Origin of the sequence: Kineosporia babensis (assembly GCF_021129305.1) — a bacterium.
In the GTDB taxonomy this organism is placed as follows: domain Bacteria; phylum Actinomycetota; class Actinomycetes; order Actinomycetales; family Kineosporiaceae; genus Kineosporia; species Kineosporia babensis.
The window spans coordinates 282,057-308,332 of the sequence record NZ_JAJOMB010000001.1; the positions used below are offsets into that span (position 1 = coordinate 282,057).

The 26,276-nt window shown below is 68.7% G+C and carries 30 protein-coding genes; 13 read left to right on the forward strand and 17 right to left on the reverse strand.

Annotated elements, in window-relative coordinates; translation table 11 throughout:
- Positions 1–1,005: 1,005 nt before the first annotated feature.
- The 6 genes from LR394_RS01190 to LR394_RS01215 form a co-directional block, all read right to left on the reverse strand.
- On the reverse strand, positions 1,006–1,836 hold the full coding sequence (locus tag LR394_RS01190) for an ABC transporter permease (protein ID WP_231438422.1): 831 nt from the start codon (positions 1,834–1,836) through the stop codon (positions 1,006–1,008).
- A complete protein-coding gene (locus LR394_RS01195) occupies positions 1,833–2,804 on the reverse strand; it encodes an ATP-binding cassette domain-containing protein (protein ID WP_231438423.1) in 972 nt (323 codons plus the stop codon). The genes LR394_RS01190 and LR394_RS01195 overlap by 4 nt, the downstream gene beginning before the upstream one ends.
- 49 nt (positions 2,805–2,853) lie before the next feature.
- On the reverse strand, positions 2,854–3,708 hold the full coding sequence (locus tag LR394_RS01200; RefSeq protein WP_231438424.1) for a DUF4097 family beta strand repeat-containing protein: 855 nt from the start codon (positions 3,706–3,708) through the stop codon (positions 2,854–2,856).
- A gap of 235 nt (positions 3,709–3,943) precedes the next feature.
- Complete coding sequence (locus LR394_RS01205; protein WP_231438425.1) at positions 3,944–4,492, reverse strand: hypothetical protein; 549 nt, start codon at positions 4,490–4,492, stop codon at positions 3,944–3,946.
- A 144-nt stretch (positions 4,493–4,636) separates the two neighbouring features.
- Entirely contained in the window at positions 4,637–5,386 is a 750-nt protein-coding gene (locus LR394_RS01210) for a hypothetical protein (protein WP_231438426.1), read from the reverse strand.
- Between the two features lie 284 nt (positions 5,387–5,670).
- Complete coding sequence (locus LR394_RS01215) at positions 5,671–5,964, reverse strand: DUF1540 domain-containing protein (protein ID WP_231438427.1); 294 nt, start codon at positions 5,962–5,964, stop codon at positions 5,671–5,673.
- A gap of 371 nt (positions 5,965–6,335) precedes the next feature.
- On the opposite strand from LR394_RS01215, the gene LR394_RS01220 reads away from it, so the two are divergent.
- The 5 genes from LR394_RS01220 to LR394_RS01240 all read left to right on the forward strand — a co-directional run bounded on the left by LR394_RS01220 (position 6,336) and on the right by LR394_RS01240 (position 10,869).
- Positions 6,336–6,977: a hypothetical protein gene (locus LR394_RS01220; RefSeq protein WP_231438428.1), complete on the forward strand. Its 642-nt coding sequence runs from the start codon at positions 6,336–6,338 to the stop codon at positions 6,975–6,977.
- A 189-nt stretch (positions 6,978–7,166) separates the two neighbouring features.
- Complete coding sequence (locus LR394_RS01225) at positions 7,167–7,775, forward strand: copper chaperone PCu(A)C (RefSeq protein ID WP_231438429.1); 609 nt, start codon at positions 7,167–7,169, stop codon at positions 7,773–7,775.
- Positions 7,772–8,989: a Dyp-type peroxidase gene (locus LR394_RS01230; protein WP_231438430.1), complete on the forward strand. Its 1,218-nt coding sequence runs from the start codon at positions 7,772–7,774 to the stop codon at positions 8,987–8,989. Before LR394_RS01225 ends, LR394_RS01230 begins: the two co-directional genes overlap by 4 nt.
- Positions 8,990–9,059: 70 nt before the next feature.
- Positions 9,060–9,806 carry a hypothetical protein gene (locus tag LR394_RS01235; RefSeq protein ID WP_231438431.1) on the forward strand — a complete coding sequence of 249 codons (747 nt, stop codon included), beginning with the start codon at positions 9,060–9,062 and terminating at the stop codon, positions 9,804–9,806.
- 163 nt (positions 9,807–9,969) lie between these two features.
- Positions 9,970–10,869, forward strand: a complete 900-nt coding sequence (locus tag LR394_RS01240; protein ID WP_231438432.1) for a hypothetical protein — start codon at positions 9,970–9,972, stop codon at positions 10,867–10,869.
- A gap of 76 nt (positions 10,870–10,945) precedes the next feature.
- Here the strand turns inward: LR394_RS01240 and LR394_RS01245 are convergent, their stop codons facing one another.
- Complete coding sequence (locus LR394_RS01245) at positions 10,946–11,554, reverse strand: DUF4386 family protein (RefSeq protein ID WP_231438433.1); 609 nt, start codon at positions 11,552–11,554, stop codon at positions 10,946–10,948.
- Positions 11,555–11,617: 63 nt separating this feature from the next.
- Positions 11,618–13,426 (reverse strand): tetratricopeptide repeat protein, encoded by a 1,809-nt coding sequence (locus LR394_RS42610; protein ID WP_231438434.1) that lies wholly within the window; start codon positions 13,424–13,426, stop codon positions 11,618–11,620.
- Between the two features lie 207 nt (positions 13,427–13,633).
- Between LR394_RS42610 and LR394_RS01255 the strand changes: the two genes are divergently transcribed.
- The 3 genes from LR394_RS01255 to LR394_RS01265 all read left to right on the forward strand — a co-directional run bounded on the left by LR394_RS01255 (position 13,634) and on the right by LR394_RS01265 (position 15,711).
- Entirely contained in the window at positions 13,634–14,224 is a 591-nt protein-coding gene (locus LR394_RS01255; RefSeq protein WP_231438435.1) for a SigE family RNA polymerase sigma factor, read from the forward strand.
- 3 nt (positions 14,225–14,227) lie between these two features.
- The gene (locus LR394_RS01260) at positions 14,228–15,196 is read left to right on the forward strand and encodes a hypothetical protein (protein ID WP_231438436.1); all 969 of its coding nucleotides are present in this window, start codon (positions 14,228–14,230) and stop codon (positions 15,194–15,196) included.
- Between the two features lie 329 nt (positions 15,197–15,525).
- Complete coding sequence (locus LR394_RS01265; protein WP_231438437.1) at positions 15,526–15,711, forward strand: hypothetical protein; 186 nt, start codon at positions 15,526–15,528, stop codon at positions 15,709–15,711.
- Positions 15,712–15,760: 49 nt separating this feature from the next.
- Here the strand turns inward: LR394_RS01265 and LR394_RS01270 are convergent, their stop codons facing one another.
- The 4 genes from LR394_RS01270 to LR394_RS01285 form a co-directional block, all read right to left on the reverse strand.
- On the reverse strand, positions 15,761–15,949 hold the full coding sequence (locus LR394_RS01270; protein ID WP_231438438.1) for a hypothetical protein: 189 nt from the start codon (positions 15,947–15,949) through the stop codon (positions 15,761–15,763).
- 78 nt (positions 15,950–16,027) lie between these two features.
- Complete coding sequence (locus LR394_RS01275) at positions 16,028–16,477, reverse strand: hypothetical protein (RefSeq protein WP_231438439.1); 450 nt, start codon at positions 16,475–16,477, stop codon at positions 16,028–16,030.
- A gap of 87 nt (positions 16,478–16,564) precedes the next feature.
- A complete protein-coding gene (locus tag LR394_RS01280) occupies positions 16,565–17,344 on the reverse strand; it encodes an alpha/beta hydrolase (protein WP_231438440.1) in 780 nt (259 codons plus the stop codon).
- Between the two features lie 63 nt (positions 17,345–17,407).
- Positions 17,408–18,244, reverse strand: coding sequence for a CPBP family intramembrane glutamic endopeptidase (locus tag LR394_RS01285; RefSeq protein WP_231438441.1), 837 nt, complete (start codon positions 18,242–18,244; stop codon positions 17,408–17,410).
- Between the two features lie 152 nt (positions 18,245–18,396).
- On the opposite strand from LR394_RS01285, the gene LR394_RS01290 reads away from it, so the two are divergent.
- A complete protein-coding gene (locus tag LR394_RS01290; RefSeq protein ID WP_231438442.1) occupies positions 18,397–19,263 on the forward strand; it encodes a DODA-type extradiol aromatic ring-opening family dioxygenase in 867 nt (288 codons plus the stop codon).
- A 168-nt stretch (positions 19,264–19,431) separates the two neighbouring features.
- Positions 19,432–20,781 (forward strand): family 43 glycosylhydrolase, encoded by a 1,350-nt coding sequence (locus tag LR394_RS01295; RefSeq protein WP_231438443.1) that lies wholly within the window; start codon positions 19,432–19,434, stop codon positions 20,779–20,781.
- A 62-nt stretch (positions 20,782–20,843) separates the two neighbouring features.
- On the opposite strand, the gene thyA is transcribed toward LR394_RS01295, so the two are convergent.
- Together thyA and LR394_RS01305 are read right to left on the reverse strand one after the other, a co-directional pair.
- Positions 20,844–21,740 carry a thymidylate synthase gene (gene thyA, locus LR394_RS01300; RefSeq protein WP_231438444.1) on the reverse strand — a complete coding sequence of 299 codons (897 nt, stop codon included), beginning with the start codon at positions 21,738–21,740 and terminating at the stop codon, positions 20,844–20,846.
- 10 nt (positions 21,741–21,750) lie between these two features.
- The gene (locus tag LR394_RS01305) at positions 21,751–22,230 is read right to left on the reverse strand and encodes a PGPGW domain-containing protein (RefSeq protein ID WP_231438445.1); all 480 of its coding nucleotides are present in this window, start codon (positions 22,228–22,230) and stop codon (positions 21,751–21,753) included.
- A gap of 207 nt (positions 22,231–22,437) precedes the next feature.
- Here LR394_RS01305 and LR394_RS01310 point away from each other — a divergent pair, with 207 nt between their 5' ends.
- Together LR394_RS01310 and LR394_RS01315 are read left to right on the forward strand one after the other, a co-directional pair.
- Positions 22,438–22,884, forward strand: coding sequence for a BLUF domain-containing protein (locus tag LR394_RS01310; protein WP_231438446.1), 447 nt, complete (start codon positions 22,438–22,440; stop codon positions 22,882–22,884).
- A gap of 71 nt (positions 22,885–22,955) precedes the next feature.
- A complete protein-coding gene (locus LR394_RS01315; RefSeq protein WP_231438447.1) occupies positions 22,956–23,432 on the forward strand; it encodes a nucleoside deaminase in 477 nt (158 codons plus the stop codon).
- Here the strand turns inward: LR394_RS01315 and LR394_RS01320 are convergent.
- A complete protein-coding gene (locus LR394_RS01320; RefSeq protein WP_231438448.1) occupies positions 23,429–24,283 on the reverse strand; it encodes an NAD-dependent epimerase/dehydratase family protein in 855 nt (284 codons plus the stop codon). The genes LR394_RS01315 and LR394_RS01320 overlap by 4 nt on opposite strands.
- 45 nt (positions 24,284–24,328) lie before the next feature.
- On the opposite strand from LR394_RS01320, the gene LR394_RS01325 reads away from it, so the two are divergent.
- The gene (locus tag LR394_RS01325) at positions 24,329–24,928 is read left to right on the forward strand and encodes a 2'-5' RNA ligase family protein (protein ID WP_231438449.1); all 600 of its coding nucleotides are present in this window, start codon (positions 24,329–24,331) and stop codon (positions 24,926–24,928) included.
- Here the strand turns inward: LR394_RS01325 and LR394_RS01330 are convergent.
- Both LR394_RS01330 and dapA read right to left on the reverse strand, forming a co-directional pair.
- A complete protein-coding gene (locus LR394_RS01330; protein WP_231438450.1) occupies positions 24,917–25,177 on the reverse strand; it encodes a hypothetical protein in 261 nt (86 codons plus the stop codon). The two genes, LR394_RS01325 and LR394_RS01330, sit on opposite strands and share 12 nt — an antisense overlap.
- Before the next feature lie 115 nt (positions 25,178–25,292).
- Complete coding sequence (gene dapA, locus LR394_RS01335; RefSeq protein WP_231438451.1) at positions 25,293–26,204, reverse strand: 4-hydroxy-tetrahydrodipicolinate synthase; 912 nt, start codon at positions 26,202–26,204, stop codon at positions 25,293–25,295.
- Between the last annotated feature and the right edge of the window lie 72 nt (positions 26,205–26,276).

Here is a 26,276-nt window from a genome sequence, read left to right on the forward strand (position 1 = left end):
CGTTCGGAAGCTCCTCCGGCCGCACTACCCCCGGGGTCTGCGGACGCGACCTGCCCAGCCATCCGGTCTGACTGGCCGGCGCGGGCTGACCCGGCCAGCCCGACTGCCGCCCGGACTGCCGAGGCTGCGCGGACCGGGCAAACGCCGACAGGTCGACCTGCCTACGCCCCATCTGCAAACGAGGAGCTGGCCGCGGCGGACGTCCTTCGGAACGCCCGCTCACCATTTCCGCCCAGGTGAGATCGCCAGGGGAAGCAGCGGGCCCTGCCCCGGAGCCTTCAACTCCGGCAGGGGCATCAGGATCGTCTGGTTCGACCGACTCAGCCGCCCCAGAACGGTCGGCCGCGTCCGCAACGCACCCATCGGCGTCCTCAATTTCGTCTTCCCCCTCAACGAACAAGCCGCTCCGCGCCGCGACGTCACCGTCATCACCGAGCTCGCCCGCGCCCCCACGGGCAGCCTCGCCGTTGTCTTCGGATTCCACCGTGCGGGGTAGAAGAGAACGCAGCAGGGAGCCGGGATCGGCGTCAGGCGTGCGCTGTTTGTCTCCGCGCCGCCGACCAGCACCCTTGGCACCGCCGCCATGCAGGAGCGTCATGCTCCTCCTCCCCCGCCGTCTCCCGATCGCACCCGATACGGATCGTGTTCTTTCGAGTGTGGAGAGTAGTCGGTTTCGCCTCGTCGGCGCACCCAGGTTGCGCCCGCGATCACCGCTACGTAGCCGTCACAACCGACCCTGCAGTCACTTGTCCCCCAACTTCGGGACGTCGGCGAAGACGCTGGAGCACAACGGTTTCCGTTCGCCGACAAAACCGGCAAGCATTGGCGAAAAGGCCTTGGCAAACGCACCGAACCCCGCATCTCAGGCTCGGGCCGAGGATCGCCGGAGCCCGTGACACGGGGCCGTGCTGTTTACGGAACGTTGCCGAAATCATCGGCGGGACAAGGCTCGTCCGAACGATCCAGCTCTCGGATCAGGTGGTCGACGGGCGAAAATCCGCCGCTTCAGGCCTTGCGGGGACGGGCATAGACACGCCGGGAGTACAGGTAGCCGAGCAAGGTCAACCCGACGCACCAGGCTCCGGCGGCCCACGCGGTACCTGCGCTCAGGTCCGTGTCGAGCATCAGCGAGCGCAGCGTGTCCATGATCGGGGTGAACGGCTGGTACTCGGCGAACCAGGCCAGCCCAGCCGGCATCGAGTCGGTGGGGACGAAGCCGCTGCCCAGGAACGGCAGGATCACCAGCGGCAGGCCGTAGTTGCTGGCCGTCTCGACCGAGCGGGCGAGCAGCCCGCCCACCACCGACAGCCAGGCCACGGCGAGTGAGAGGCCGAGCAGCAGAGCCGTCGCGCCCAGCCATTCCAGCGGCCCGGCGGCCGGCCGGAACCCGACCGCGAACCCCACCGCGAGCACGATGACCAGCGAGATCACGTTCTGCACGACCGCCCCGAGGGCATGCCCGGTGAGCACCGATCCGGGCGAGATCGACATCGACCGGAAGCGGTCGGTGATGCCGGTGGTCATGTCCATCGACACCGTGCTCGAGGTACCGGTGGCCACCGAGGCGACGGTCATGATCAGGATCGCGGGCATGACGTAGTTGGCGTAGTCGGCGCGGTCCCCACCGACCGGTCCCGCCCCCGCGGCCAGACCGGCACCGAGGGTGTCGCCGAAGACGAAGACGAACAGCAGCAGGAAGATCAGCGGGATCGCCACGACGATGACGGTGAGCTCGGGGTAGCGCCGCAGCCGCCGGATCTGGCGGCCCAGCATGGTCAGCGAGTCCCGGAGGGGCTCGGGCCGGGCGGCCCTGGTCATCGGGAATGCGGTACTCATCGAACGGCCTCCTTACCGGTGAGCGCGAGGAACACGTCGTCCAGATCGGGCGTGTGCAGGGCGATGTCGTCGACCGGGATGTCCTGACCGTGCAGACGGTTGAGCAGCTCGCGCAGATCGGAGACGCTGGCCCGCCCGGAGACCTCCAGGCTCAGTTCCGCCGGCCGAACCTGGGCGCCGGTGAGCACGTCCTCGGCCTTGGCCAGGGCGACCTGGTCGGCGAAACGCAGGGTGATCCGGCCTCCGGGGATGAGCCGCTTGAGCTCGGCCTCGGTGCCCTCGGCCACGATCCGCCCGCCGTCGAGCAGCGCGATGCGGTCGGCCAGCTGGTCGGCCTCTTCCAGGTACTGCGTGGTGAGCAGAATGGTGACGCCGTCGCTCACCAGCTCGCGCACCACCTCCCACATCTCCCGGCGACTGCGCGGGTCCAGGCCGGTGGTGGGTTCGTCCAGGAAGAGCACGTGCGGCCGGCCCACCAGGCCCATGGCCAGATCGAGCTTTCTCCGCATGCCGCCGGAGTAGGCGCTCGGCAGCTGGTCCGCGGCCCCGCTCAGCCCGAACTGGTTCAGCAAAGTCTCGGTGCGCTGCCGGTTCTCGCTACGCCCGAGGTGGTGCAGCCGGCCCATCAGGGTCAGGTTCTCGGCACCGGTCAGCAGATCGTCGATCGCGGCGAACTGCCCGGTCAGCCCGATCGCGGTACGCACCCGGTCCGGATGAGCGGCCAGATCGTGGCCCGCGATGTGCACCTGGCCGGCGTCGGGGGCCAGCAGGGTGGCCAGAATGTTCACGGTGGTGGTCTTGCCTGCGCCGTTCGGGCCCAGCAGGGCGAAGACCGTACCCCGTTCGACGGCGAGGTCGATCCCGTTGAGGACGCTGTGCTCGCCGAAACTCTTGTGCAGTCCCCGAACGTCGATGGCGAGTTCGCGGGGGTGGTTCGCGTGACCGTTCGGAACGTCTTGCCGTGGCATCAGTGCGCTCCCGGTTCTGTAGGTGTCTGGCGAGTGCTCAAAACACGACCTAGGCGCGACGCAACAAGATGTCGCCGTAGGTGACCGCCGCGTGGATCCTTACCGTGAGTTCCGCTTCGCCCGGCCCGTCGGTGCTTTCGAGCGAGCTACGTACCGCCCCGTGCCGGGTGTTCACGTCCAACCAGGCCGCGCTGCCGTGGGCCACCCCGATCTCCAGCTGCCCGTAACTCGTCCGGGCATCGATCAGGCCGGTGCAGACCGAGCTGAGCACGATGTCGCCGGCCGGCGTGCTGGCCGTGACCCCGGCCAGGGCCCGCTGCACCCGCACGCTGCCGGTGGAGGTGGAAAGCCGCAGCTCGCCCCCGCCTTCCTCGATCCGGATGTCGCCCAGCGAGGACTTGGCGGTGACGTCGGACCCGGTGCGCCCGACCGTGATCGACCCCATCGAGCTGTACAGCTCGACCGGGCCGGTGGCCGCCTCCAGCCGGACCTCACCCATCCCGGACTTGGCCCGCACGTCCTCGGTCTGCTCCAGCGTGATGTCGCCCATCCCGGTGTCGATGTCCACCGGGCCCAGCGGGCCGTCGGTGCGTACATCGCCCCAGCCGCGCATCTCCAGCCGGGAACCGGCAGGCACGGTGATGACCAGATCCGCTCGCTCACTACCGCCGAAAAGGCTGCGCAGGCGGCTCTTCGGGGTGCGCGGGGCCCGGATGGACAGCCGTGCCCCGACCAGCTCGGCGGTGATCCGCTCGGCGTGCTGAACGTCGGCCGAGCGGTTGGCGCTGTGCGGAGCGACCTCGACCGTGGTGGTGCGGGCGCGTTCCACCGCATGCACGGTGAGCTGGACCCCGCCGGCATCGACGAGCACGTGAATCGGCTCGGGCGTATCGAATTCGGGCATGACGACTCCCAGAAGGAATGATGATGAGGAACCAAGAATTTGCGCCGCGGGTGCACAGACCATCCACCCCTGGTGCAACCACCGCAGGGGCGCGCAGAAGCACCCACCCCTGGTACAGCTCAGATCACCCGGTCTGGCCCACCCACCCGGCCAAGCCTTCGAAACTCATTCAGCCAAGCCGGTCCACCTCAATGACCGGCCGCTTCACCTGATCCTGATCAGACTCGCCCCGCCCTCAGCGCACCCAGCCGGTGATGTGCTGACCCGTAACGATCTTGACCGTCGGAGACGGCGTCGACGGCGCAGCGGGCGGCGGCTGCACGGTAGGCGCCTCGAGCACCTGGGCAATCGATCGGACCAGCCAGGCGTTGACCGAGAGCCCGGCCGCCCCGGCCGCCTCCTCGACCCGTCCCTTGAGCCGCTCCGGAAGCCGCAGGCTCAAGCGCGCCGTGCCCCCGTCGGCCTCGGACTCTTCGGAACCGGTTGCCGCCGGCGGCTGAACCGCAGGCGCCGCCGTACCGGGCTGGATCGGCTCGGCCACAGCGGGGGGCGTCACCGCGAACTGAACCTCCCGCCCGGCCAGCCGAACCTCGACCGCGCCGGGCGCCAGGCCTTCGGTGATCTCGCCCGCCGCCTCGACCATCGCGTCCAGCAGCACCAGACGGATCGACGGGTCCAGGGCGTTCGCCATCTTCTCGGCCAGGACCAGGGCATCTTCGCCACCCAGCTGACCGGCGGCGTACAGGTCCCGGTGCAGACGGGCCGAGTAAGCGTTGATGTCCATGCCCACCATCATGACGCCACGATGACGTCAAAGTCCAGAGTGGTGACGTCATCGGTGACAACTCGATGACGTCATCCGGCAAAACCACAGCGCCCCCGGACCACCAGGTCCAGGGGCGCAGCCGGAAGAAACGGCCGGAAGTGCTTAGGAGATGCTCGAGGCGCTCAGCGGACGAGCCGGGGCCTTGACCGTGACCTTCTTGTTCCACTCGGAGAACACGAAGTTGATGCCCTTCTCCTGGTACCCGGCCAGGCGGTTCGTGCCGTCGGCGGCGATCAGGAGCGTGCCCTGGTAGCCCTTCTCCTTCAGGCCGACCGTCTTCTTGTAGCCCTTGACCTTCTTGCCCTTGACCTTGGTCAGGCCCTTCTGCGGCCCGGACAGCTTGAAGACGTCCTGGGTGTAGGTCTTCATCGAGGCCAGCTCGAAGATGTCGTCCAGGCCCTCACCCTTCTTGAAGGTGATCCAGCGCCCGGCCAGCACGTCCTCCATCGCCGGGTCGCCGCCGGTGATCTCCTCGAGCATGTCCTTGCCGGGCTTGAAGTAGCCCTTCTTCTTGCTGACCAGGATCAGCTTCATCGAGCCTTCCCCGGGAACGGTGAGGCTGCCGGTGGCCTTGCCGTCCTTGGTCATCCGCAGGTCCAGGCGGCTGGTGCTGCCACCATCCTTGAACGTGGCCTGCACCCGCACGGTCTTGGCCTTCTTGGCCTTCGCGCGGGAGGCCTTCCAGATCTGGACCGGCGTCTTCGCAGCCGCCGGGCGGATCTGCGTCAGATCGGCAGCCGGGGCCGCGGCCTGGGCCAGCGGCGCGGAAACGGGCTGCGCGGCGAGCGCCTGGCCGCTCTCGGCGCCGGTACCGGCGACCAGCACGGCAGCGCCCAGAAGGGCGGCGCCCACGGCAGAGAAGAAACGGACGCGAGGAGCTCGCGAGGCACTGGCGGACATGGCGAATCCGTTCGCTGAGTTCGAAGCTCGCCTACTGCGACGGCAGAGGCGGCGGGCGGTCCGGAAGTGCCCGGCCGCCGCGCAAGCTTAGAGTCAGCTGTGAACGGTGGGGATGGTTTTCGCCGGATTCGATGGTGCTTCTTCTCAGGAATCACTCAGCTGGCGGTCTTTACGACGATCGACCGCAAATGGGGTGATCGGCGCACCGATCACCCCACCGCAGAACCGGCCGAAGCTCAGGCCGGCTGGTACGTCAGGCAGTTGGCGCCCGCGCTGCCGGATCCCGGGCCGATCCGGACGTCCTTGGCGGAGCACTCCAGGTTGCTGTTGAAGCTGCAGTCGGTGCGCTGGCAGGCGCCGACCTGGGCGACCACCTTGTCCAGGCCACCCTTGCGGGCGAGCGGGATGAAGGTGCCGCAGTCGGCACTGCCGTTGTTGCCCGCCACCGTGATGGCGAAGGCGTGGCAGCCGTCGTGGTTGTAGCCGCAGCCGTCGACCGAGCACTCACTCACCGCGGGCATCGTGGTCATGGCGAACCTCTTCTCAAGCGAATCCGAATATCTGCTCCGCCCAAAGAGCATCAGCTATTTCCCAGCCGCGCAATTCAGAAATAGTAAGGTAATGCTTTCCTCAAAGTCTGAGCAAAGCATTACCTTTCTCTACCTGCCCACTAGTCATTGCAGCTCAGACGGGCCGTGCGAATATCGTCAGCACAATCGCACGCAATTCATATCGGTCATTCGCGCCAAGTTGATCGGCGAAATTTCTTGCTCCGTCGCGGGCCCGCGCGTGTCGTTCGGATTCGCAGGGCGGCCGACCCGTAACTCGTCCTGGCCGGCGATCCGGTCACCTTTCGCCGGGCGGCCCGGGGTGTGTCGCAGGCGTTGGCTATCCTGGCTCGGTGAGTGCGCGGGCTGCCGAGCTTCAGCTCGTTCAGGGCAAACTCCGTGTGCTTCGCGCCGGAGTCTTCTCGGCCTGCGCAGTTTCTCTCGCCGCCCTCGCCCACGCACTGGCCGGGGGCGCGGCCCCGTCACCGTTCCTGCTGCTGGCGCTGGGCCTGCTGCTGGCCTCACCGGCGGCGATGGCCGCGGGCAAGCTGCGCGGCGCGGTGCCGGTCGGGGCCACGATGATTGCCGTGCAGTACGGCCTGCACTCGCTGTTCGGGCTTTTCGACGGCGCGATGGGCACCACCTGTACCCAGATGTCCACCCACTTGGGCCATCCGGGTGAATCGAGCAGCCTGCTGTGCCACGACGGCGCCGGTACCGTGATGACCGCGATGCCGATGAGCTCGCCGCTGATGACGCTGGCCCACCTGGGCGCCGCCGGGGTGCTCGGCCTGCTGCTCAGCCGGGGCGAAACCGCACTTTGGCGGATGCTTTCGTGGATCCTGCCGAAGCTGCCCGGGCGCCTGCCGACCTTCCTGATCGTCGCTCGTCAACGCCGGGCCCAGGCGCCGCAGGTTCTTCCGCTGCGCCCCGAGCCGCTGGTCGGAGCAGCCGGACGGCGCGGACCACCGCGGCCCGTCCTGGCTTTCGCCTGATCACTGAGTGATCCGTTCTCAACCTCAAGGGCCCGGTCCTAGAACCCAGCCCGCGCGCTGACCGAATCCGCGCTGACCGATCCAGGTGCGCTGACGCGTCCTCAATCAGGCCCGTAAGCCGAACCGACCTGCGTCGGCGCGCCCCCACGTCTCACATTTCGCTTCAGACTTTCAAGGAGTTCCATCGCCATGCCCGCAAACCTCAAGCGCTCCCGCCGTTTCGCCTTCGCTGCCTCCGCGCTCGTCGCCGTGGCCGCCCTTTCGGCCTGCTCCAGCGACTCGGCCACCGACAGCGACGCGGCCGCCGACAACGTCAAGGTGGTCGGGGGCGACGCGAGCGCAACCGCCGCCGACCGCCTGAACATCGCCGACCAGTGGGTGAAGACGGCCGACGCGAAGGCCGGGATGACCGCGATCTTCGGCACGATCACCAACACCGGCGACCAGGACGTGGTGGTGGAGTCGGCCAAGACCTCCGCCTCGGACACCACCGAGCTGCACGAGATGGTGATGAAGGGCAACGAGATGATCATGCAGGAGAAGGAGGGCGGCTTCACCGTTCCGGCCGGGGGCGAGCACGAACTGGCTCCGGGCGGCGACCACCTGATGGTGCTGAACATGACCGAGCCGATCGAGGCCGGCGACGAGGTCACCGTGCGCCTGACCCTCGGCGACGGTTCCACCCAGGAGTTCACCGCGCTGGCCAAGGAGACCACCGCCGGTGAAGAGAAGTACGACACCGAGATGGACATGGGCGACTCGGACGAGATGGGCGAGATGGAAGACGCCGCCAAGTGAGCCAGCCTCCGTTGAGCCGGCGCCGCCTCCTGCTCGGGGGCGGCGCCACCCTCGCCGGCGGTGGGCTGGCCGGCGCGGCGGCCGGCCTGGCGCTGTCGGGAAATGACTCCCCTGCTGTCAGCCAGGTCGTAGAGGAAGCAAAAGGCTCGGAGAACGTCGCGTTCTACGGCGTTCACCAGCCCGGTATCGAAGACGCTGCTCAGGCCCACGTGCGGTTCCTCGCGCTGGACCTGAAGCCGGGCTCGGACGTGGAGCACGTGCGCCGGCTGCTCCGCCTGCTCACCGACGACGCAGCCCGGATGATGCGCGGTGAGGTTCCTCTGGCCGCCAACGATCCGGAACTGCCCGCGTTGCCGTCGCGGCTGACCGTGACATTCGGCTTCGGCCCGGGGCTGTTCGACGCAATCGGACGGCCCGACGACTGCCCCGACGTGATCCGCAACCTACCCACGTTCGCCACCGACCAGCTCGAAGACCGCTGGTCCGGAGGGGATCTGCTGATCCAGGTGTGCAGCGACGACGCCGTACCCCTGTCGTACGCCCTACGTCGCCTGACTCGTGACGCCCGGAGCTTGGCCACGGTGCGCTGGTGCCAGAGCGGCTTCAACCCCGCCCGGGGCAGCGAGCCGGCCGGGACCACCCACCGCAACCTGTTCGGCCAGCGGGACGGCACGGCCAACCCGCCCGGCGCCACCACCGAGTTCACCGACACGGTGTTCTCGACCGGCCCGGACTGGCTGAAGGGCGGCAGCATGCTGGTCTTCCGCCGGATCCGGATGGACCTCGACGACTGGGACGACCTGGGCCGCCCCGCCAAGGAAATGGCGATGGCCCGGAAAATGAGTGACGGCAGTCCGGTCACCGGGGGTAGCGAGCAGGACGATCCAGATACCGCTGCGGTGGACCAGAACGGCTTCCCCATCGTCGCCCAGGAGGCCCACGTCGTGCAGGCCACGGCCCGGGTGCCGGAAGAACGCATGCTCCGGCGCGCGTTCAGCTACGACGACGGCCCTTCGGCCGACGGAAAACCGGACTGCGGTCTGCTTTTCGCGGCGTACCAGGCCGATGCCGCCAAGGCCTTCGTGGCCGTGCAGACCCGGCTGGCCGAGGCGGACGCGATGAACGAGTGGATCACGCACATCGGCTCAGCCACCTTCGTGGTGCCGCCGGGATGCGCCGAGGGCGAGTTCATCGGCCAGGCGCTGGTGGGCTGAAAGTACGGACGGTGCTGGGTGGCGGTCGTTACGACCGGCACCCAGCACCCAATCCCTACAATGCGGACTCATGGCAGATTTCGTGCACCTGACCCCGGAGCGGAACGCGGCCCGCGTCGTCCGTTCGGGAATCGCTGCGCGCAGTCGCCGCCTCAACGGCGAACGTGGCGTCTACTGCATGCCGGTCCTGCCGTCCTTCGTCCAGACCCATCAGTGGGCTCGCGAACTGCGCAGGTGGCAGCCCGGGCCGCTGGCCGCGGTGCAGTTCCGGCTGCCCGACCACACCCCGGTCACGGTTGGCCGGTACACCGCCGAGCCGCAGCACCTCAGCGCAGCACAGGCCGCGGCCCTCCTCCGGGGCATGCCGGACAGCAGCGGTCAGGAAGTCTTCGTTCTCCGTGCCGTCACGGCACAAGAGGTCAGGCACGTCCGGGCCATCCCCCAGGGGATCGGCTGGCGCTACTTACCGGGCGCGCATGGCACCGCACCCTGCGCCTGCCCGGTCTGCCTGCAACCCGGAACGCCCGGCGCAGCCCGGATCCGCCGGCGCTTCTCCCGGGACGACCGCAGACCCACCAAACCCGAGCTGATGAGACAGCTTCGGGACGCCACCACCGACGACGAGATCATTCTGGCACTCATGGCCCTCGGCACCCGCTCGCGCGGCGACAGCCACGAGTTGGCGTACCTGGCCGATCATCCCGATCCGGACGTCCGCGAGGTCCTGGCCGATGCTCTGGCGGCTTACCGCGGTAGACCTGCTCGGGAACTTCGGACCCGGATCCTGGCCGGGCTGCCACCGGCAGATGCCTCCTGAGCGTCAGCGGGCCGTCACGGAAACCGTCCCGATTTAACCAAGAACCCCAACTGCACCTTAAGTTTCACCGATGCGCCGGGCGGGCGCGTGTACGGGCTCGTAGCGCCAGCGATCTGGGCAATGATGAGCGGGCCACATCGTCGTCTTCCGTTTGGACCCGCGCATGCGAACTCGTCCACTCATCCTTGCCCTCGGTGCTGCCACGGCCCTGACTGTCGGGCTGCTCGCCCCCGCCGGGGCAGCCAGCGCCGCCAGTTCCGGCACTCCTGAGCCGCTGGAGAAAATCGTCAAGTCCGCCGAGAGAGCAGCCACGGACGGCGACGACTGCAAGATCACCGGCACCACCCCGCAGAAACTCACGCTCGGCATCGCGCCGAAGACCGTGCAGTTCGGCGTGAGCACCAGCTGCGACGACGCCGACCACGCGATGAAGTGGGCGGTGACCGGGGATCTGGTCGGCACCAGCGCGCACGCCACCTGGTTCGGCGCCTGCACCTACACCTACACCGGCCCGGCCACCCTGAAGTGCCCGGCCGGGCAGGACACGCTCGACCTGATCGGCACCGGCGAGTTCCAGGGCAACGCGATGGCGGGCAAGCAGAACGCCTACGTGTACGCCTTCGACGACGCCAACGGCAACAACCGCGACGACGACACCGAGCTGGAGTGCGACGCCGACGGCAACTGCACCAAGACCTCGAGCGGCCGCGACAACATCACCACCGAGCTGCAGCTGCTGCGCCGGACCAGCTGGGGCAAGAACAACGACCGGGTCTCGAAGGACAAGGTGAAGTCGGGCGCCAAGATCACCTTGACCTCGCAGCTCACCCGGGCCAGCTGGGACACCGGCAAGAACGAGAAGTTCGGGCCGACGGTGAAGCTGCAGTTCAAGCCGAACACCCAGTCCACCTTCAAGACGGTCCGCACGGTGCCGTCCACCGGGGACAGCACCAGCGTCACGGTCACCGCCAAGCGCTCGGGCGTGTTCCGGTTCGCCTACCGCGGCGACGAGACCAGCGCCCCGAGCATCTCCTGGGGAGTCGGCGTCACCGTCACCAAGTAGCGCAGTCGTAGCGCCGAAGTCAATGGAAGACGTTGTGGCCGGCCGATCTTGATCGATCGGCCGGCCACTCCAGCACTCACCCGACGAGGGCCCGGCGCGACGGCAGGCCGCGCACGATCAGCAGCAGCGGGAAGACCACCTCGAACACCGAACCCGGCGCCAGGAAAAGGAAGCCGGCGTTGGAGTCGAGGTCGACGCCACCGGCGAACTCGGTGACGACCCCGGCCAGCAGCACCAGGTAGCCGACCAGCCCCAGCCCACTGAGCCAGTTCGGCACCGCGCCCGCGCTGCGCAACAGGCTGCAAAGCACCACCCCGCCGACTCCGGTGAAGGCGTAAATCGTTGCCTGGTAACCGGAGAAGGCCTCCAGCGAGATGATGAAGTACAGCCCGAACGCCACGATCACCACGCCTTCGGCCACCCGCAACCCCAGGTAGGTGGCCGCCTGTCGGGGCCCGGTAGGCGCCAGCAGATCCCGCAGGATCACCCCGATGACAACGACGGCGATCGCGCACACCGTCTGGAACAGCACGCCGAACAGTAGTTTTCCGTTCCGGGCGCCCTGATCGAGTGCCTCGGTGAGCAGAGAGTTGCCGATCGCGAAACTGATCGTGGCCACGATGAAAAGGCTGCCGGCGAGTGCCGCCGGACGACGCGCGGTGGTGCGACCCCCAACACTGGACATGCTGCCAAGATCCCGCCCCGGCCGGCCCCGAACCATCCGGGGCAACCCTGAGACGCCCCCGATTCACTGCCGGGTTCGGGCCCGCCGCAGGTTGTCCTCGAATTTGCGGGTCACCGAATGGGTCTCGCCGAGCGTGCCCTGGGCACCCCGGAACGCCTCCTCGAAAAGCGCCAGGGCCGCGGACCGCTCGCCCAGCGCCTGATGGGCGAAGGCCAGGTTGTTCATCGAGGCCAGGGTGTCCTGATGGGTCGGGCCGAGGATCCGGCGGCGCCCGGCCAGAGCCTGCTCGTGCAGCGGCCGGGCGTCGGCCGGGTGGCCGGCCCGGTTCAGCGCCGAGGCCAGGTTGTTCATCGAGGCCAGGGTGTCCAGGTGGTCGGCGCCGAGCAGGGCGCTGCGGTCGCTGAGCACCCGGGCGTGCAGGTTCAGCGCGGCCTTGGTCCGGCCGACCGCGAGGTGGGCCTGGGCCAGGTTGTTCATCGAGAGCAGGGTGTCGGGGTGGCGCTCGCCCAGGGTCACCCGGCGGCCGGCCACCACCTTGCGGCACATCCGGTAGCCGCGCAGCACCTTGCCCGAGTCGGCGTAGGCGGCGCTGAGGTTGCTCATCACGGTGAGCGTGTCCGGGTGCTGGGGGCCGAGTTTGGCCCGGCGCAGCCGGAGAACCTCCTTCATCAGCGTGATCGCCTGCGGCAGGTCGCCGGCCCGCTGATGGGCGCTGGCCAGGTTGCTCTGCGAGATCAGGGTGCTGGGGTGGTCGGCGCCGAGCACCCGGGCCCGGCTGGTGTAGATCTTCTCGAACACGCTGACCGGGACCGCGGTGCCGTCCAGGTCGCTGTACGCCCCGATCAGGTTGTTGGCCGCGGTCAGGGTGTCGGGGTGATCGAGGCCGAGGTTGTCCTGGCGCTCCTCCAGCACCTGGCGCAGCAGCGGGACGGCCCGGCCGTAGTCGCCGACGGCACGGTAGCTCTCGGCCAGATTCCCCAGGATGGTCAGGCTGGTGGGGTGCCCGTCGCCGTACACCGAGCAACTGGCGGCGAAGGCCTTCTCGTACAGCGGGATCGCCTCGGCCACCTGACCGGCCGCGCCGCGGGCGTAGGCCAGGTTGTGCGTCATGGTGATCATCTCGGGCCGGGCCAGATCGTCGGGGCCCGGAAGGTCCGACCCGAACCCGGCCACGAACACCGGGGCCAGAAGATCGGCAGCCCGCGCAACGTCTCCCATCGAGAGCAACAAGCTGCCCAGCCGGCTGGCCGCCAGCAGGGTGACCCGATGCCCGTCGCCCAGAACCCGGCGACAGCCGCCGAGAACGTCCTCGGTCGCCTCGATGGCCCGTTCCAGATCACCGACCGTCTGCAGGTGCGAGACTGCCTGAATCGCCACCCGGCTGACCGGCTCGATCGCCCCGCGGTGCCCCCATTCGGCCACCTCCAGCGCGCGATTCCAGAGCGTGAGCGCGTGGCCCACCAACTCCAGGCCGAGCCGGCGGGACTCGGCCGGATCGGCATCCTCACCGGGATCGGCGCTGACCAGCCCGTGAATCACCCCGGCGAGCCGGTCGAGCCGGCCGGCCGTGGTGGCGTCGCGGACGTCTCGGTCGCGAACCGTGCGGGCGGCGCGGGGAGTCAAACAAAGGACGTTGTGGCCGGCCGGGCGGTTGACCGCCCCGGTGGCGGCGAGGGCCTGGGCGGCCGGGGCGAGATCGGGCAGCCGCGCCAGTAGTTCGACGCCGACCCCGTCCGGGTGAAAGTACGCCAGAACGCCCAGCAAAGCGTCGACCGGCGCCCGGCCGGCCAGCTCCTCGGCCGCCTCCCGGGCCGCTTCGAAGCCCTCCGTGCAGCCGTCTTCACCCGGTGTCATCGCCCCCGATTCCCCCACGCCCCGATTTTGCCAGAGGAGGGGGATCCGCCCCAGAGCACGACACCACTGCTACATGCACTTAGCAGCGGCAAAACATAATTTCCCGGCGGAGCGGGCAACCTTTGCTGGTTCTCACCCGACCTAGAGCGCGTACGGGAGGCGCCCGCGGGCATTCGGGCGCTTTTCGTACGGCTCTTGAACCAGGACAAGGAGACGGCTCCACGGATGAGCAAACCCCCGGCGACGGGAAGCAGCGCGGTCCGGCCCGGCAAAGCGAGTGCCAAGGCCGAGTTCGAGGACTTCTTCCGTCGCCATCACCGTGAGCTGGCCCGGCTGGCGTACAGCATGACCGGTAACCGGACCGAGGCCGACGACGTGGTCGGGGAAGCCCTGGCCTCGGCCTGGGAACGCTGGGACCGGGTGCAGGCGGCGGACAGCCCGCTGGCCTATGTGCGCAAGATCGTGGTCAACCTGTCGGTGGAGCGCGTTCGGACGGCGGTCCGCGACCGGCAGCGGCATCGCCTGATGGCGCCGCTGACCCGGTGGTTCTACCACTCTCCGGATGTGGGTGGCGCGGTCGACCTACAGGCTGCGGTGCTTTCGCTCCCACCGGGACGCAGAGCCTGCGTGGTGATGCGCCACGTCCTCGACCTACCTGAGGAGGAGGTCGCCCGCACCCTGGGCATCAGCCTGGGGACGGTCAAGAGTCAGACCTCGAAAGGCCTTGCCCAGCTGCGCAGTCAGCTGGCCCCGGGCGAGCTGGCCGCTGCCGCGAGCAGTGCCCGAGCCACCCGGACGACCAGGAAGGAGGCGTGATCCGTGCCCGAGGATGAACTGCTCGAAGCTCTGCGTGGACTGGGTGCGGATCACGAGCCCGACGTGGCCGCGATCCGGCGCCGGATCGACGGTGAGCGCACCAACGTGGTGCCGCTGCGCCGTCGCCCGGACCAGCTGCCGCGGCGCCGTCCGGTACTGCTGTCGGCCGCGGCCGCGATCCTGATCGGCGGTGGGGTCACCGTCGCTGTGTCGCAGCTGGGCCCTTCCGAAAGCGGTACGCCGGCCAAGGATCTTCCCGTTCTGGTGCCGGCCGTACCCACCCCGAGCGACAGCCCGACCTCACCGACCCCCAGCCCCAGCCGTTCTGACCCGGAGGAGTCCCGGACCAAGCAGCCGGCCCCGGACGGGACCAGTAGCGCCAAGGGTGACGAAGAAACCGAGAGCAACCAGCCCAGGACACCCTCGACCAGTTCCACCAAGAACGGGTCCGCGAACAGGCCCGCGGGTGAACAGGCGGCCTCCAGCACGGTCAGCGCCCTGGCCAACGGCCAGCAGATCGAACTGGGCGCGGCCAACGAGGACTGGCTGGCGATCGGCACCCGCAACGACATGAAGACGATCCGCAAGAAGGCCGCCTCGGCCGCGCCGCTGCTCAACTTCGTGGCGCCGGACTCCGCCGCCAGTGTCGACGGGCCGTTCCAGCTCTCGTTCAGCGGTGGCCTGCCCGAGCAGGACAACGAGGGCATCACCCGCTGGATGCAGACCAACGGAGCGGTGGTCACGGTGACCGCCTCGCCGCGGGCCCGCACGGTGACCCTGTACACCGGGAACGCGATGAACATCGTGGTCAAGGGCAAGGGGCTGGAGGATCACCGGGTGACGCTGCCCGACCAGGCCCCGGGGTTCGTCACCACCCTGCAGATCCCCTCGCACGGGGGTGACACCACGATCGAGCTGCAGAGCGGAAGGGGCCCGGTCCACCTGGTGGCAGCCACCGCCACCTCCGGGTAAGCGCCTCAGAAAAATCTTTGGCAACGTGGGCAACCTTTGCCCCGGGCCGGACGACTGATGCGCTGAGGAGATGCGGATCCGTCGGCCACGAGAGCCGCATCGAATCCTGCTCAGGGCGTCAGTTCCATGACTGAGGCCCTGGGCAGCCTGGTCCCGTCGAGTCCCTCCCTCGACGGGGCCCCTGGATCGCCTCTCTCCCGGCTGGTCGGAGCCGGGAGAGAGGTTTCGCAGATTCTGCCGCAGATCGGGTGACACTCGTGCGGCCGGACATCCGCCCGCGCGCCCGCCGCCGATGCTTCGATTCCCCCTTCGCACGAAGGGGGAACGGCGTGACGGCGCTGCTGATGAGCGTGCTGTTCGGGGTCAGCAGTGCGCTGATCCTGACCGGCTTCCTGATCTGCGCGGAGTACCGCTGGGTGGGCCGCTGCGAGTATCGGCTGCGCTGCCGGTGGCGGACCTGGGACGCCTACTGGCCGATCGAGGTACCGGCCGAGCTGAGCGTCCCGTTGTACTGAGTCGCCTGGTCCTGAGTCGCCGGCTGAGAGGTCTCAGCCGGCGGCCCGTTCAGTTCTGCTGACCGGCGAACCAGTCGTAGTTCTGCTGCGGCTGCTTGACCTCGAGCCTCAGCACTTCCTGCTCGTGCCAGGCCCGCAGGCGGTACACGAACTCGTACGGCAGATCATCGGGTCTGGCCGCCGCGAGGACGGCCATCGCCTGCTCGATCTGCTCCATGCCCGGTGACGACTCACTCATGCCGGGCAAGCCTAGAGCAGCTACCTGAGTGGTGCCCGGCCGGTCACTCCCGGTCCCGGGGCGGATGAGCCGGACGGGCTACTCGGGCCAGGCGAGCGGGACGGTGAACGGGTCGCCCCGGGAGTACTCGATGTGCATCATCCAGACCCAGGGGTCGTAGCGGATCCAGGCCGGTTCGGTGAATTCACCGATCCGCTCGGCGAACCGGTGAATCTCGGCGGACGTGGTGAACTCGTCCCAGAACGAACGGGTCACCGCCACCACCTCCAGGTGCGGCACGTACAGGGCCCAGGTGTGCGGCACCAGTTCATGCCCGGTGACCCGGCGCGAAGCGGTGCCGTGGACGTCGTGCACCCCGAAGACGCTGTGGACCGGCGCGTGCACCCGGAAGCCCGGATCAAGCTCCAGCGCCTTCACGCCGTAGCGGATCGCGTCGGCCTGGTTGCCGTCCTCGAGAGCCGCCTGGGCTCTGCTCCAGGCGGCGGTAACGGCCTGCGCATCTACCTGCTCGGTCTGCCCGTTAGCCATGAAGCCCAAGGCTAGGCAGGTGCCGGGCCCGGGCGTAGGGCCGTCCGGGTCACGCCAGCACCTCCGGGCCACGCCACCGCATCGGGTTTACGCCACCACGTCGGTCAGCCAGCGTTCGCACAGCCCGGTCCAGCTCGCGGTGTGCGGAATGCTGGTCATCGGGGGCATCCGCTCCCCCTCGGGTGCCTCGCCCCACGACACGCCGTCGGCCAGCCCGATGCCGTGATAGCCCTCGGGAAAGATGTGCAGCTCGCAGCTCACTCCGGCCGCCGCGCAGGCCCGGGCCAGTTCCAGGGTGTTGGGCAGGCCCGGCGGATCGTTCAGCGGGCACCAGGCGAAGACCGGGCCCATCCCGGCCGAGATGTGCCGGGCCGGTGAGAACTCGTCCCGCAGGTGCAGACGTCCGTTGGTCATCGTCTCGACCGGCGCCTCCGGCAGCAGCCGGACATCCGCCACGGTGTAGGCCAGGATGCTGAAATCTGGCTTCTCCGGCTGCGTCTGGAGCTCCTCGAAGCTCAGCACCGCGCCGGCCGCGAGCAGCCCGGCCAGATGCCCACCGGCGCTGGATCCGTAGACGCCGACCTTGCCGATGTCCAGCCCGCTGTCGAGGTCGTGCGCACGCACCCAGCTGAGCGCCTGCCGGGCCGCCACCAGGGGCCCGGGCCAGTCGAATTCGGACGGGAAGGGGTAGCGGAAATGGAACGCGTGCACCCCGATCGAGGCCAGCCAGTGCGCGATACCAAGGCCCTCGTGCGGAGCGTGGAAGCGGTACGCCCCGCCCGGGAACACGATGACGGCCGGGCGTGCACCGGTGAACTCAGGTGCCGCGGGCACCACGTCGATCCGGGTGGAGATCTCGAAAGTCAATGCTGACCTTACGGTTCGACCCCTCCATGCCTGACGCAGTCCGCCAGCGGCACGCGAAGCTGTTCAGGACACTACCTGAGGTGTCAAGCGCCGGCGAAGCCCGGCCAGGGCGAGGGCGGCCAGCAAAAGGTAAGCCAGCACCAGCAGTTCGGCACCGGCCTCGGCGCTGACCCCGATGCCGGTGTCACGGTCGTCGCTGAACACGATCCGGTTGACGGTGAGGAAACTCAGGTGCAGCCCGACCGCGGTCCAGATCGATCCGGTCGCCTCGCGAGCCAGCAGCAGCACCGCACCGAAGCAGGTCAGCAGCATTGCGTACGAAATCGGGTCCTGCCCGCCCGGTGCAAAGGTGACCGGTTCCGTGACAACTCCGAACGCCTTACCGGCCGCGGCAGCAAGCGCGATGGACGCCCCGGGCGCCAGCACGAAGCTTGCCGTCGCCACAACACCGGCCCAGCGAGGACGCAGGGCGCCCCGCAGCGAGCCGTAGACCGAACCCCGGAAAGCCAGTTCTTCGGGCACCGCCTCCAGCGCCAGCGCCACCAGGCTGTTGACCACCAGAAAGCCCAGGAGCGCCGCCCCGTCCAGCGAGGTGAAGCTGATCCAACCGGCCAGCCAGGCCGGCCCGATCACCACGGCCGCCGCCGCGAACGTGACCAGGATGCCGGTGAGCGCCTGCCCCGGGCGGGCCAGCGCCAGCACCGACCGGTCCCGCCGATGCACCAGCAGCACCGCGGGTACGGCAATCGCCAGGACGATCACCGCCGGAACGGCCTTGGCTAGCAGGTCCGGCGGATCGGCGACCGACTGCTCCAGGACCTCGACGGCAAAACCGGCCGTGGCCAGGGCGACGACGAAACTGCACCAGCCCAGGAGCGCCGGGCCCCAGTGATCCCGCATGCCCACATGATCACCGGCCGGACAGCGCGGGCTCAATGGAACTTAAGGCTAGGCCGGCAGCCACTTTGGTCGCCGCAGCGATCGCTCGGAAATAGTTCAACATTCAAGTACGCTACTGGGAGAACGCCACCCTCCGTCCCCGGGAGCCCGCCATGTCCGATCCGTTCAATCCGAAGGTGCCCGCCGGCGCCTACGACGACCTGCTCGCCGACGTGCTCCCGCAGGCCCGGGCGCAGCGGCTCTGGGAACCCTCCGACGGCCCGCTGCCCTCGTTGTTCGTCAGCCACGGGGCGCCGCCCACCCTGGACGACGCGGCCTGGCTGCGCGATCTGTACACCTGGGGGCAGTCGATGCCCAAGCCCCGGGGCATCGTGATCGTTTCGGCGCACTGGGAGAACGCGCCGCTGGCGATCTCGGCCTCGGAGGCCGGCACCGAGCTGTACTACGACTTCGGCGGCTTCCATCCGCGCTACTACCAGCTGAAGTACCGCTCGCCCGACGCCACCGCACTGGCCCGGCAGGTGGCGGGCACGCTGGCCGACACCGAGCCGCTGCACCAGTTCGTCAACCGCGGCCTCGATCACGGTGCGTTCATCCCGATGATGGCCATGTACCCCGCCGCCGACGTCCCGGTGATCCAGCTGAGCATGCCCAGCATGAACCCGTCGGCCCTGCTCAGGCTGGGTGAGCGGATCCGGTCGCTGCGCTCGGAGGGAATCCTGGTGATCGGCTCCGGCTTCATGACGCACAGTTTCGCGGTGTTCCGGCAGCCCGAACTGATCGGGCACAACCAGGCCTTCGATGCCTGGGCCGAGGACGCGATGGCCCGCGGCGACGTGGACGCCCTGGTCGACTACCGGGTCAAGGCCCCCGGCGCCCAGGTCGCGCACCCCACGGCGGACCACTTCGTACCCCTGCTGCTCACCCTCGGCGCGGCATCCGCCCCAGGTCAGGGCATCGAAACTGCTTTCGGCAGAATGGTGATGGGCAACTCGATCCGCTCGGTCCAGATGGCGTAGCAGCAACGGACGGGCCTCGGCGCGCCTTGGGCAGGTCGTCCCCCGCCCGAATTTTCCATCGTTGCAAATTTTTGCCCCGATCCTCTTGCCTGACGAAATTCGGCTGACATAGCGTCTTCACACGGCAGGGCAGCGTTGTCCTGCGCAGGCGAAGGAGGTCGTGGATCAATGACCGGATTCGGTGACGGGCTGAAGGTGGGCCGCCGGGGACTCCTCGGAGGTGCGGCCGGGGTGCTCGGAGCAGCGGCTTTGCCGGCCGCCTCGGCTTCGGCAGCTTCAGCGGCCCCGGCGGTTTCGGGAGCCCTGGCCGCGCCCAGGCCGCCGAAGGGCAAGTACCCGGAGAACTGGCCCGACCCGCAGCCCTACGGCCTGGCCGACCCCCGGCCGGAACTGTGGCCCACGAAGGAGAACTCCTTCGTCATGCCGCTCGAACTGCGCCCGCGCGACGAGGAACTCGGGCGGGTCTGGATCCGCGACACCTACGTGAACTGCTTCATCGTGGACGGCAAGCCGCTGTACGTGGCCACCGGTACCACCAACGCCGAGGGCCTGCCCGGCCCGGGCCCGTACAACGACGGCATCTTCGTCTGGACCTCACGTTCGGTGAAGGGCCCGTGGAAGCTGGCCGAAACCACCAAGATCCGGCCCAAGGCCGACAAGGGCAAGGTCTGGTCGCCCGAGTTCGCCAGTGAGAACACCTCCGACACCACGTACGTGGCCCCCTGGCAGGAGTGGTGGGAGGACGACGGCCAGTTCGGCAAGCGCGGTAACGTCTGGGCACCGGAAATCCACTACCACCGCGGCGTCTGGTACATCATGGCCTGCATGGGCGACCATTCGGCCAAGGTTGGCTCGTTCCTGCTGATCAGCGAGGGCGGCGTGGAGGGCCCGTACCGGGTGGCCAAGGGCAACCTGGAAAAGCCCTTCGGCGACCTGGCGCCCGGCCCCGACTGGGTGGACAAGGAGCGCTACCACTTCATCGACGGCAGCATGTACTCCGAGGGCAAGAACGCCTGGCTGGTGCTGCACAGCCACCTGTACGCCAAGTTCACCGACGACATGGAAGACATCGTCACCCCGACGAATCTGCCCAAGTTCCAGGAGAAACCGTACAACCAGGAGCCCTACCTGGAGGGCGCCTTCGTGATCAAGTACGAGAAGAAGTACTACCACCTGCTGGCCGCCTGGAACCGCACCACGCTGGATGCGGACGGCAGCCCCCGCTTCTCCCGGGAGCCGCTCAGCGGGCACAAGCAATACCAGTACGACACGGTGGTGGCGGTGTCGGACAAGTTCGAAGGCCCTTACTCAGAGCGCTATACCGCCGGGGTGGGCATCGGGCACAACAACTTCTTCGTCGACCACACCGGCAAGCTGTGGGCCACGTTCTTCCTGAACCCGGCCAGCGGCTACTACTCCAACCCGGCCCGGGTGGACGACGCCGCGGTGGCCGGTCTGGTCGAACTGGAGTGGACCGGCCCGAAGGGCAACCGCCTTCAGGTCAAACGGCCCGGCTGACCGTTGGTTCCTGGTCGAGGGCCAGCTCCAGCAGTCCTCGACCAGGAACCACCAGCCGAACCTCAGGTGGCAACCGGAATGCCGCGAATGCCGGGATGCGGCTGGTAGTCGGTGACCTCGAAGTGCTCGGCCCGGAAGTCGTGAATGTCGGCGACCGCGCGGCCGGCCTCGGTGAGGTGCACGGTCGGGAAGGGCAGGGGCTCGCGCTGCAGCATCGTCTCGACCGCTTCCTTCTGGTCGAGGTAGATGTGGGCGTCCGAAATGGTGTGGTAGTACGTGTCGGCCGGGTAGCCGGTGAGCTGCTCCAGCATCAGGGTCAGCGCCGCGTACTGCACGATGTTCGAGGGCACGCCCACCGGCACGTCGCCCGAGCGCTGGAACATGTGCAGGTGCAGCCGGCCGCCGAGCACACGCACGTGAACCCAGCCGTGGCAGGGCGCGATCGTGGTCCTGGGCAGCTTGCCCTCGCCCCGGATCTGGTACTGCGGGATCCACGGCGAGACGAAATGCGTTCGGTCGCCCGGCAGTTCGCGCAACTGCTCGACCAGGTGCCGGAACTGGTCGAATCCCGGTCCCTCAGCGGTGGGGAAGTCGTGGAAGGCGCCGCCGTACGAGCCGGGGCCGAGTGTGCCCGGCTCGATGCCCTTCTTGATGGTTTTTTCCGGGGTGGCCCACGCCCCCCACCAGTCGCAACCGAACTCAGCGAACTCGTCCATAGTTGTTGCGCCGTTGATGAAGGCGCACAGCTCGCCGATGGCCTTACGCCAGAACGCCTTGACGCTGCGCTCGGTGATCAGCGGGAAGCCCTGGTTCAGGGGGAACCTCATGGTCTGCTGCATCAGGGTCAGCGCGCCGACACCCTGACGGGTGGGTACCTCGATGCCGTCCTTGAGGATGTTCCCGAGCACGTTCCGGTACTCGGAAGAGGGCTGACGCTGGTCGAAAGGCAGGTACTCCACGCGGGTCAGGTTACCTGCCGAGTTGCTCGGCCCGATCCTCCCGCTCTTCCTCCTGCTTGATCTCACGGAAGTTCAGGTACGAGTAGACGACGGTGGCCGCGGCGATCAGTCCCGACACAATCAGGGACGCTCCCACTCCCCACCCGCCTTTGAGCCACCAAGCGTCGTCGACGGGCCACCAGGACGGCACCGGCGTGCCGACACCCCAGACCACCCCTGTGGCCATCAACGCCGCGATCCCCACCACCGACATCGCAATGCGCAGCGGGTTGGCCACACTGTCCGCCGCCGTCCGCAGCGCCGCCTTCTTGACCGGCTCCAGCCGCTGCTCAGCCCATTCGTACTGGGTGGCCAGCACGGCCATGCCGGCGAACAGCGCCAGCAGACCCGGCCCGGGCAGCACCAGCGCCGCAATTCCGGCCAGCACCAGAGCCCAGCCGACGACCTGCAGCGCGATGCTCTTCAGGGCGTTCGTCCCGGGCACTCTCATCGCCGTCTCCTGCCGCCGTTCGTCCTGTCCTGCCCATTCCACCGCGCTCTCGCCGAGCCTGCGCGGCCATGCTGCCCAACGGGCGAAAGGGCTGGGAGGGTTCCGGCCGGTATCCACCTCAGCGTGCGATTTCTTCTGCGCCTGGCGGCTCAACCCCGGCCGCCCGGATGCCGAAGACGCAGGCGAGCGGAGAGGCAGGGACCCACCGTGTTCGAACTGATCTACGCCAGCCGGGCCGTGATGGATCTGAGCGAGTCCGAGATGGAGGCGTTCCTCGGCACCAGCCGGGACAACAACGCCGAGGTCGACGTCACCGGCTGCCTGCTGCACGTGCACGACGTGCCGCGGGACCGGTCGTACTTCGTCCAGTTGCTGGAAGGACCGGAGGGCGCGGTGGAGCATACCTACGCCCGGATCCGCCGGGACTCCCTGCACCGCGACGTCACCGCCGTGCACCGCGGCCACCGCGACGGCCGGGCCTTCGAGGCCTGGCGGATGCGGCTGGCCACCATCACCACCGACACCGTCTTCAGCCTGATCTCGGTCGACCCGGTGCGGCTGAGCGATGCCCGGCCCACCTTCGACCTGCTGATGAACCCCTCGATGGCCCGGGCTCTGCTGGAACTCGAGGCCGGCGTCGCGACCCCGGGGTGACCCGTATGGCCGAACCCGGTGAAGTGGTGTTGGCTCTGACCAGGATCTGCTGAACCGGCGGGAGCGTGGTCATGAGCGGTGTTCTGGAGTTCGAGGGTCACCTCCGGCGTTCCATCGAGCTGGCCCACCTGGCCGTGCAGCGCGGAGACCATCCGTTCGGCGCGGTGCTGCTCTCGGCCGAGGGCGAGATGATCGCCGAGGGGATGAACGCGGTCCCGAGCACCGGCGACGTGCGCGCCCACGCCGAACTGGAGGCCGTGGTCAACGCCCGGCGCCTGGGCCCGGCCGAGCGGGTACCGGGCGGGATCATGATCGCCAGCGGTGAGCCCTGCCCGATGTGCGCCACCGGCATGGTCTGGGCCGGGCTCTCCCGCATCGTCTTCGCCGCTGCTGTAACGGACTTCACACAGTACCTGGCACCGGGTCCGCGTTTCGGCCTGCGCTGCAAGGACATCCTCGACAGCGCCTCGGTGGACATCCAGCTGGAAGGCCCGGTCGACGGCGTCGGAGCGCTCGAGCCGTTCCAGGTCTTCGCCGCCCGGAACTAACGACGCCAGGTGTGCTCCGGCGCGTAACCCAGTACCCGGCGGGCCTTGTCGATCGACAGCAGGGTCTCGTGCTCGCCCAGGTCCTTGCGGATCTCCACGTCCGGAAAGACCTCGGCCATCAGCGAGGCACTGGAGCGAGACATCACGGTGTCGGAGTTGGCGATGATGAACACCTCGCGCCCGGTGCCCTGGTGCTCCAGCGAGCGCCGCACGGCCTGGGCGCCGTCGCGGGCATCGATGTAGCCCCACAGGTTCCACTTGCGCTTCCTGGGATCGGCGTCGAACGAGGGGAATTCGGCGTAGTCCTCGGGGTACATGACATTGGAGAAGCGCAGGCCGATCATGCTCAACTGCGGGTCCCAGCGGCAGAACTGCGTCGCCATCTCCTCTTCTAGCGTCTTCACCAGGGAGTACGTCGATTCGGGACGCGGTGCGTAGTTTTCGTCGACGGGCACGTAGGGCGGTGGAGCGTCGAAGGGCAGACCCAGAACGGTTTCGCTGGAGGCCCAGACCACCTTGTGCACCCCGGCGCTGCGGGCGGCGTTGAACACGTTCCAGGTGGCCGGGGCGTTGTTGGCGAACGTGGCCGAGTTCGGGATCAGACCCGGAGCGGGTACGGCAGCCAGGTGCACCACTGCCTGCGGACGCGGACCCCGTTCGTCCACTGCTCCTGAGACGATCTCCAGCACTTGGCCGTAATCGGTCAGATCGGCGCGGACGAAGTCCCCGCTCCAGCCGGGCACCGGCACCCGGTCCACCGCCAGCACGTCCCAGCCGTGGGCGGCCAGGTCGTCCACCACCACCCGGCCCAGCTTGCCCGCGGCTCCAGTGACAACAACGCGTCCGGTCATGCCTGCGAATCTAGCCGCCGCGTCAATGCCCTCTAACCTGGCCTGGTGAAACCGTTCGAGATCCCGTGGCCCGCCGGAGAGTCCTGGCTGTTCGTCTGCCTGGTGCCCGACCTGGAGCGAGACACCGCTGCGGCCAGGCTGTTCCAGGACTGCCGCGAGGCGATGGCCGGATTCCCCATCGCCACCGTGCCCGACCACGCAATGCGGATCACCCTGGCCAAGGTCGGGGACGCCCCGGCGGCCCAGGTCACCGCCGACGAACGGACTGGCCTGCTCAAGGCGCTGGGCGAACAACTGAAGGCCGTGGAGCCGTTCCAGATCACCGCCGGCAGCCCACTGGCCTACGCCACCGGCGCCCTGTGCGACCTCGAGGACGAGCCCCTGCAGGCGCTGATCACCGTGATCCGCTCCGCTATTCGCGAGTTACGGGGCCCCGAGGCCGACACCTTCCACCCCGGCGTCACCCACCTGACCCTCGGTTACGCCTACGACGAGGCATCCACCGACGAACTGGCCCGCAAGCTACGGCGAGTGCGGCCCAGTCACGCACCCCTGCACGTCGACGCCGTGCACCTGCTCGAGGTCAGCACCAAGGCCGGGGGCTTCGAACTCGCTTCGGTGGGCCGGGCGCCGCTAGGCCATTGAGGCGGCCATCGCAGAGGCGTGCGGGCCGATGAGAATCAGCAGGCCGTCCGGCGAGAGCGCGACCGGCTGGTCCGGGTAGGTCCGCCGGGCGGCCTCCACGTCCTGCTCGTCCCAGACCGCCTTCACCCCGACCCCTTCGATCGGGAAGATCAGCGTGCCCTCGATCATCTCGATGCCGCCCACCGCCAGCCCGGGCCAGCGCCACTGCCACGCAGCCGCGCTCCTCAAAGCCTGATCCTGATCATCCACGCCACCCACCCTACGGCCGCGCGTTCGACCACCGGTTCACCAGCGCTGGTGACGGCAATTGCGGCTTTGGAACGCTTCCAGCGCCACTAACGCTGGTGAACCCGGGTCGGTGAGATCAGGGGACGGGGGTGGCGATGGTGAGGAGGGCGGCGCGGAGCTTGCGCAGGTCCTCGTCGGGGGATTCGAGGAGGGGCATCCGTACCGCGGCGCTCGGGATGACGCCCAGTTCGGTGAGGGCGGCCTTGGCCATGATCGCGCCGGACGAGGTCCGCATGATCGCGTCGGTCAGCGGGATCAGCGCGGCAGCCACCTCCTGGGCCCGGTCCAGATCGTGCTTGCGCACCGCCCGGATCAGCTCTTCGTTGCGGTCGGCCACCACGTTGCCGACGACGCTGACCACTCCGGTGGCGCCGCTGGCGAGGTAGGGCAGGTTCAGTTCGTCGATGCCGCTGTAGTAGGCCAGCCCGGTGCGCGCCATCACCGTCATCGCCTCGAACAGGTCGCCCTTCGCGTCCTTGATCGCCTGGATCCGGGGGTGCGCCGCCAGTTCGACGATCGTGGACGCGGCCAGCGCCAGTCCGGTACGGGCCGGCACGTCGTAGAGCATGATCGGCAGCCCGGTCGAGTCGGCGACCGCGCGGCTGTGGGCCACCACCCCGGCCTGGGTGGGACGGTTGTAATACGGCGTGACCAGCAGCAGGGCGTCCGCGCCGGCCGCCTCGGCCTCGCGCGCCTTGGCGATCGTCGCCTTCGTGTCGTAGGTGCCGACCCCGGCGATCACCTTGGCCTGGCCCTGCACCTGGGCCTTGACCGTGCGGATCAGCTCCATCGCCTCGGCGTCGGACAGCGTGGCCGACTCGCCGGTGGTGCCGTTGACCACGATGCCGTCGCAGCCGGTGCTCAGCAGGTGCTCGACCAGGCTGGTCACGGCCGCGGAGTCGATCGAGCCGTCCGGCTTCATCGGGCTCACCATGGCCACCAGGTTGGAGCCGAAGAGCAGGTCAGCAGGCACGGGCGTGGAGGTCATGGGGCCATCCTGACGAATCCGATGCCCACGGTCCAGCAAAGCATTCTTGGCGGTATTGCGTAGCCTGGCTTC